This is a genomic window from Arthrobacter sp. GAS37 (assembly GCF_044908325.1).
GTDB classification, from domain to species: Bacteria; Actinomycetota; Actinomycetes; order Actinomycetales; family Micrococcaceae; genus Arthrobacter; species Arthrobacter ramosus.
On the sequence record NZ_JBIYDB010000044.1, the window covers coordinates 26,846 to 33,486 of the forward strand.

Consider the following 6,641-nt stretch of genomic DNA (forward strand, 5'->3'; position numbering starts at 1 on the left):
CCTGTGTTCTAGAGACCCAGGAGGCTGGACTTCCGCACGACCAAGTGGGGCGTGACGGAATGGTGGACGAACCCGCTGCCTTCACCATGGATGCGTTCCAGGAGGGTCTTGGCCGCTGTGACGCCAATGGTGGAGCTGTCCGGGTCAACGGTGGTCAGTCCCAGGCGCGGCATGGCGCCCAGCGCGATGTTGTCATAACCGGTGACGGCTATTTCGGTGCCGCGTTCATCGGCAGCTGTCATGGCACCGAAAGCGGCGAGGTCGTTGATGCAGGCCAGCGCGGTGGGGCGCTGGTGCTCGGAGCGGGAGCCAAGGGCCCTTTGGGCGGCCACATAGCCGGACTCCTGGAAGAAGTCGGCATCGACCACGCGGATATAGCGGACCAACCCGTGCTCTTCCATTGCTGCCGAATACCCGTCCACGCGTTCCCGGCCAACCGAGCCACCAAGGCCGCCGAGGTGCACGATGTTTTCGTGTCCCTGGGCGATCAAGTGCTCAACAACCATGGACATGCCGAGGGCATCGTCGCTTCGCACGATATCGGCGGTATCGATATAGTCCGGTCCCCCACCTGCAAAGACCACAGCCCCGCCGGAAACGGCGCGGCTGAACGGTGCTTTGTCAGGCACCGTTCCGACGACGAGCAGGCCCGCGACCCGCAAGTCCCGGAAGGCCTGCAGGATGGACTGGTCCACTCCCCTGCCCGCCGCCGTGACCGCACTGAAGAGGACGGTGTGCCCGGCCTCTTCAAGTACGGTCCGTGCGGCGTCGGCGACGTCGAAGGCCCACGGGTTGTGCATATCGCTGACCAGCACACCGATGGTTCCGCTGTCCCGTGTTGCCAGTGACCGGGCCGCGAGGTTCAACTCGAAGCCCATTTCTTCAACAGCCTTGAGCACCCGCTGGCGGCGTTCGTCACTGACGCGCGGTGAGTCGCGCAGCACGAGTGAGACCAACGACTTGGAAACGCCGGCGCGTTCTGCCACGTCCATGATCGTTGGCCGCCGGTCGGATGGGGCTGCCATGGTTACGCCCGCGCTGCCGTGGTGCCGTGGATTTCCTCGATCTTCTGCCATTGACCGGACAGCGAGGATGCCTCCGCGGCGCTGACAATGGCTGCGGCTGAAGCGGCGTCGTGGATGTTGGAGTTTTCCTGTACTCCTCCAGTGACGGCGACGAGGAACTTCTTGGCCTCGATGACCTTGAGGTCGTCAAAACCCATGCTGTTGCCGGGCCCAGGTTGGAAGTGGGAGTAATCCCCATGGCGTGGGCTGGCGTTGACCGTGGTGTAGCCTTGCTCGTCGTTGTTGCGGCCGAGGCAGACCTTGAGTTCGTTCATGCGCTCGAAGTCCCATTTGAGCGAGCCTTCGGTCCCGTAGACCTCGATCTGGTAACCGCATTCGGGTCCAACGGCAACGCGCGAGGATTCGATGGTGCCGACGGCGCCTGCCCCGCGGGCGGACGGGCCGAAGCGGACCAGCGCTGCAGCATAGTCCTCATTCTCGACCTCTCCCATTTCACCGTTTTCGATCACCGCGAAGTGCGTCCCTGACCCCATCGCCAGCTTGGGTCGCTGCGTGTAGACCGTGCTTGTGAGCGCGGTTACCTCGGCGATGGGCCCAACTACATATTGGCACAGGTCCGTTGCGTGGCTGAACAGGTCCGCCAGCACGCCGGTACCGGCTAGTTTCCGGTCAAAGCGCCAGGACAGGGCGCCGTTGGGCTCCGACGCGTACCCGGAGAAGAACACCGCGCGGACGTTGGTGATACGGCCGAGGCGACCGTCCGCGATGAGCTTCCTGGCGTGCTCCACCGCCGGGGCGTGGCGGTAGTTGTAGCCGATGGAGGTCACGACGCCGGCCTCCACAGCGGCTTCCTGCACGGCTGCGGTTTCTTCGTAGCCGCGTCCTACGGGCTTTTCGATCCAGAAGTGCTTGCCGGCTTTGGCCGCTGCGATGCCGATTTCGGCGTGCAGGAAGTTGGGGGCGCAGATGGAAACGACGTCCACGTCCGGGTGGTTCAGGACATCGTGGTAGTCGGTGGTGCCTTCCGCGAAGCCAAGGACGTCGCGGGCGTAGTCCACCCGGTCCGGTGCCGTGTCCGCCGCGATGACCAGCTTGGTGGTCAGGCCAAGCTCGGGGTAGGCGTATGGGACCGTCTGGTAGGCGCGCGAGTGGAGCTTGCCCATCCATCCGACGCTGATAAGGCCTACACCGACTGTGCGGGATTCTTGGCTCACGTTATTGCCTTTCTCGTTGAAAATTCTCGTCAGTTGCGGGCGGTGTCAAAAGCGTCGCGGAACGCCGCCGCCATGATGGTGGAGTCTGAGCCGATGGCCACGAACCGGAAGCCTTGGCGGACATACTTGGCTGCCGCCATGCCGTCCACAGCAAGGATCCCGGCCGCTTTGTTGTGCAGCTGCGCGGCAGCGGCCACCCGCTGCAATGCCTCCTGGAAGGCACTGCTATCCAATTGCATCGGTACACCCAGGGCGAAGGACATGTCCATCGGTCCGACGAAGAGGACATCCACGCCATCCTGCGCCGCGATCTCCTCCACGTGCTCCAGTGCGTCGAGGGTTTCGATCTGGATGATTCCCACGGTTGACTGCTGGTCCGCGCTCAACGGAGCCCTGTCCATGCCCCAGCGGCAGGAGCGGTTGTAGGTTGCCACGCCGCGGTCGCCGTAGGGCGGATAGAGCATGTGCTTCACGGTTTGGCCAGCTTCTTCAACGGTGTTCAGTCGGGGTACCATGATGCCTGCCGCGCCTTGATCCAGCACGCGGCCGATGCGGATCCGTTCCCCGCTCTCCACGCGAACCAGGGTGGGGACGCCGTAGCTTCCGGCCGCAAGGACACCGTCGCGGACGGCATCCTCACCGCCGGAACCGTGTTCAAGATCGATCAGCACCCAGTCCGCGCCGGCGGCGGCGCACACTTCCACCGCGGTGGCTGAGGCCATGCCAACGAAGGTTCCCAGGGTCACCTCTCCGGCGGCCAAGCGGCGCCGCAGCCGACCGCCGTCGAGCGGCCCGCCGTCGTGGTTTCCGCCACTTACCGCTGTCGCGCTCATCCGAACCACCGCTGGCGGCTCTTTGCCTGGTCGTAATCAACGCGGAGGGTGCGGACCCATGCCTGTTCGGAAACCTCGGCCGGAGCCACGTCCCACCAGACGTCTCCGCCGGGCAGGTCCACGTGGGGAACAGTTGGCACCACGATCACGACGGGTCCTCGGGTGTCGCGCGTGGAGGCCAGTGCCTCCCGGACCTCAGCCGCCGTGGTCGACCGGATGGCGAGCGCGCCCAGGCCTTCGGCGATCTGCCGGAGGTCCACCTTGAGGTAGTCGCCGTCCAGCCGCGCCTTGGGGGCGTCGTCGACGGCGACGCTTCCGCCGGTGGTGCGGTAGCGGAATTCGTTGCCGAATTCGCGTCCCATGCGGTTCATCTGCAGGCGGTGGATGACCTGGTAGCCGTGGTTCTCGGAGACGACAACCGTGACGTTGAGTCCTTCCTGGGCCGCGGTGAGGATTTCCGTAGGTGCCATGAGGAAGGTGCCGTCACCGATGAAGGTGACCACGCGGTTGTCGTTGTTGCCCTCGGCCAAGCGGACGCCCATGCCGGCCGCGATTTCGTAGCCCATGCAGGAAAACCCAAATTCCAGGTGGCAATTGCGGTTGCCCGTGGCATCCCAGACTTTTTGCAGGTCACCGGGAGGTCCTCCGGCTGCGGCGATGATGGTGTCGCCGGAGCGGGCGTGCTCCTGCATCAGTCCGATCAGCTGTGGCTGGGTCAGGACGGCTCCGGTGACCGGCGCGTCCGGGTGGTCTTCCGGGCGGTAGGCAGTGTCGGCGTCGAGCCACTGGGACCGGATGGGGGCCCACTTCGCCTTCTCGGAATGGACCGTCTCCTGCCACTTTTCGCTGGTGCCGTGGCCCTCCAAGGCCCGGGCAAGTGCTTCCAGGCCGAGGCGTGCGTCCGCGAGGATGCCGGTGGCACCTTGCTTGCGGGTATCGGCATCCACGATGTTCAAGGACGCGAATCGGACGTCCGGGTTTTCGAAGATCGACTGGGAGCCGGTGGCGAAGTCGGTGAGGCGCGTGCCGACGCTCAGGACCAAGTCGGCTTGCTTGACCAGGGTGTTGGACGCGAAGTTGCCCTCCAGCCCGACACCGCCCACTTGCCACCATTCGTCCTTGGTCACGGCGCCCTTGCCGCCGAAGGTCTCGACGACAGGAATTCCGGTTTGCCCTGCAAGCGCCTCGAGGGCCGCGTGGGCGTCGGAGTAGTGGATGCCGCCGCCGGCGATGATCACCGGACGCTCGGCTGAGCGGATGAGTCGGGCGACGTCGTCGACCTCCTCCAGGTCCGGCAGCGGACGCCGGATCTTCCAATCGCGCGGCTCGAAGAATTCGGCCGGGAAGTCGTAGGCGTGGGACTGCACGTCCTGGGGGAGCGAAATGACCACGGCCCCGGTGTCAGTGGGGCTCGTGAGCACGCGCATTGCCTGCGGAAGGGCGGTCAGGAGCTGCTCCGGGCGGTTGACCCTGTCGAAGAAGCGCGATACCGGGCGGAACGCGTCGTTGACCGTGGCATCAGCTTCGGTGGGGTGTTCGAGTTGCTGCAGCACCGGGCCCTGGTGCCGCGTGGCGTAGGTGTCACCGGGCAAGAGCAGCAGCGGGATCCTGTTGACCGTTGCCAGGCCGGCGGCCGTCACGAGGTTAAGCGCACCCGGGCCGATGGAGGCCGTGACGGCGAGGACTGCCTGGCGACGGCTCGCCTTGGCATACGCGGTGGAGATATGGGCCAGATACTGCTCATGCCGGCCTTGGATGAACGGCATGTCGTCGGCCAGTTCGTCCAATGCCTGTCCCAGGCCAGCCACGTTGCCGTGGCCGAAGATGCCGAGGGCTGCGGGGACCAGGCGGCGGCGGACGCCGTCGGCCAGCGAATACTGTGCGGACAGGTACTTGATGACCGCTTGGGCCGTGGTGAGCCTGATGGTCTGCGATGGTGTGGTCATTGCCTTATTCCCGTTGTCGTGGTTACCAGGGGCGCCCGTGCAGGACGACCGTCTTCTCTTCGGTCATTTCCTGGACAGCAGAGCGGACGCCTTCCTTGCCGATCCCGCTGCCTTTCAGGCCGCCGTAGGGCATGAGGTCGGCCCGCCACAGCGGCGACCAGTTGATGTGGATGTTTCCGGCGTCGATCTGCCGCATGGCCTGGACCGCTCCGGCGACGTCGCTCGTGAAAATGCCAGCGCCCAGGCCGTATTCGTTGTCGTTGGCCATCGCGATGGCGCTTTCCATGTCCTGCGCGGACGAGACGGCGACGGCGGGCCCGAACAGTTCGTTCCGGCTCAGCGGCGACCGGGGATCGACCCCGGCGACGACGGCGGGAGTCACCACGGCGCCGTCGCGCTCACCCCCGGTGAGTACCCGGGCGCCCGAATGGCGGGCCTCGAGGATCGATGCGTGGACGCGTGAGGCTTCCTCTTCGGAGATCAGCGAACCAAGCCGGGTGTCCTCTTCCTTGGGGTTGCCCACGGCGATCGCTTCGACCTTCGGGACCAGCGCGTCCAGGAAGTCTTTCTCGACGCGACGGTCAACGATGACCCGCTGCACCGAAATGCACACTTGGCCAGCGTTGACGTAGCCGCCAGCAGCCACTGCGGTCGCGGCGAGTTCGAGGTCCGCGTCCGGCAGGATGATCACCGGGCATGAGGCCCCCAACTCGAGGGACAGTTTCTTCACTCCCGCGATCGAACTGATGTGCGTCCCGGTGCTGGTGGATCCGGTGAAGGACACCTTGCGGACCCGCGGGTCCGTCACCAGGACGTCGCCAAGGGAGCTGCCGGGTCCGGTGATTACGGACAGAGCTTCAGGCGGCAGGCCGGCGTCGACGAAGCACTGTGCCAGCTTCAGCGCCGTCAGCGGCGTTGCGCGGGCGGGTTTAAGTACGACGGCGTTGCCGGCTGCCAGCGCGGGTGCAATTTTGTGCAACACCAGTAGGGCGGGGTAGTTGAACGGGGTGATGGCGACGACGATGCCCACCGGCTGCCGCAACGTGAAGCCGATCTTGTCCAAACCTGTCCCGGAATTTGCGTCCAGCGGAAGGGTGGAGCTGTACAGTTGGCTTCCTTCGTAGGCGGCGAGGCGGATGATGTTCCCGGAGCGGCTGGCCTCACCCCGGGCCTCCGTGATGGGCTTGCCGGATTCGGCGCTAATAGTCTGGGCGATGTCCTCGGCACGTTCATCCGCCAGTGCGGCCGCGCGCAGGAGGATATCGACTCGCACGTGGGCCGGGGTTGTCCTTTGCAGGTGGGCGCCGATTTCGGCCCGGTCAAGTGCGGCTTGGGCGTCCTGGACCGTCGCAACGGGGACTGTGTCGATCGTCCGGCCGTCGAAGGGCGAGCGGACTTCCTCGGTCCTTCCGTCGGCAGCACCGCGCCATTTTCCGGCTATTAGCATTTCCATGGTGGCTCCATCAGGTTGTAAACGTTCGCGCTTAGTGGCGCTTGGTGTTGCTTTCGTATGCCGCGTCGGTGACTTCGGCGACTTCGGCTTGGACTTCCTTGAGGGCTTCGGTGTGTCCGCCGAGTTGTTCGAGTTCGTGGGCGAGTTCGGCCAGTTCCGCGCCGCCGGCC

At 65.5% G+C, this 6,641-nt stretch carries 5 protein-coding genes; all 5 read right to left on the reverse strand.

All coding sequences use genetic code 11. The features are described 5' to 3' along the window. Positions 1-8 precede the first annotated feature (8 nt). From ABH924_RS21880 to ABH924_RS21900, 5 genes are read right to left on the reverse strand one after another with little or no spacing between them, the layout of a single operon-like run. The gene (locus tag ABH924_RS21880) at positions 9-1,025 is read right to left on the reverse strand and encodes a LacI family DNA-binding transcriptional regulator (RefSeq protein ID WP_404502222.1); all 1,017 of its coding nucleotides are present in this window, start codon (positions 1,023-1,025) and stop codon (positions 9-11) included. A gap of 2 nt (positions 1,026-1,027) precedes the next feature. Then, positions 1,028-2,239, reverse strand: coding sequence for a Gfo/Idh/MocA family protein (locus ABH924_RS21885; protein ID WP_404502224.1), 1,212 nt, complete (start codon positions 2,237-2,239; stop codon positions 1,028-1,030). A 29-nt stretch (positions 2,240-2,268) separates the two neighbouring features. Continuing rightward, complete coding sequence (locus ABH924_RS21890) at positions 2,269-3,072, reverse strand: HpcH/HpaI aldolase/citrate lyase family protein (RefSeq protein ID WP_404502226.1); 804 nt, start codon at positions 3,070-3,072, stop codon at positions 2,269-2,271. After that, entirely contained in the window at positions 3,069-5,018 is a 1,950-nt protein-coding gene (iolD, locus tag ABH924_RS21895; RefSeq protein WP_404502228.1) for a 3D-(3,5/4)-trihydroxycyclohexane-1,2-dione acylhydrolase (decyclizing), read from the reverse strand. The genes ABH924_RS21890 and iolD overlap by 4 nt, the downstream gene beginning before the upstream one ends. Positions 5,019-5,040: 22 nt before the next feature. Further along, positions 5,041-6,471 carry an aldehyde dehydrogenase family protein gene (locus ABH924_RS21900; protein ID WP_404502230.1) on the reverse strand — a complete coding sequence of 477 codons (1,431 nt, stop codon included), beginning with the start codon at positions 6,469-6,471 and terminating at the stop codon, positions 5,041-5,043. Positions 6,472-6,641 lie beyond the last annotated feature (170 nt).

Coding starts and splice junctions, on each gene's coding strand:
- ABH924_RS21880 (WP_404502222.1), bottom strand. CDS start 1,025: ATGGCAGCCCCATCCGACCGGCGGCCAACGATCATGGACGTGGCAGAA.
- ABH924_RS21890 (WP_404502226.1), bottom strand. CDS start 3,072: ATGAGCGCGACAGCGGTAAGTGGCGGAAACCACGACGGCGGGCCGCTC.
- iolD (WP_404502228.1), bottom strand. CDS start 5,018: ATGACCACACCATCGCAGACCATCAGGCTCACCACGGCCCAAGCGGTC.
- ABH924_RS21900 (WP_404502230.1), bottom strand. CDS start 6,471: ATGGAAATGCTAATAGCCGGAAAATGGCGCGGTGCTGCCGACGGAAGG.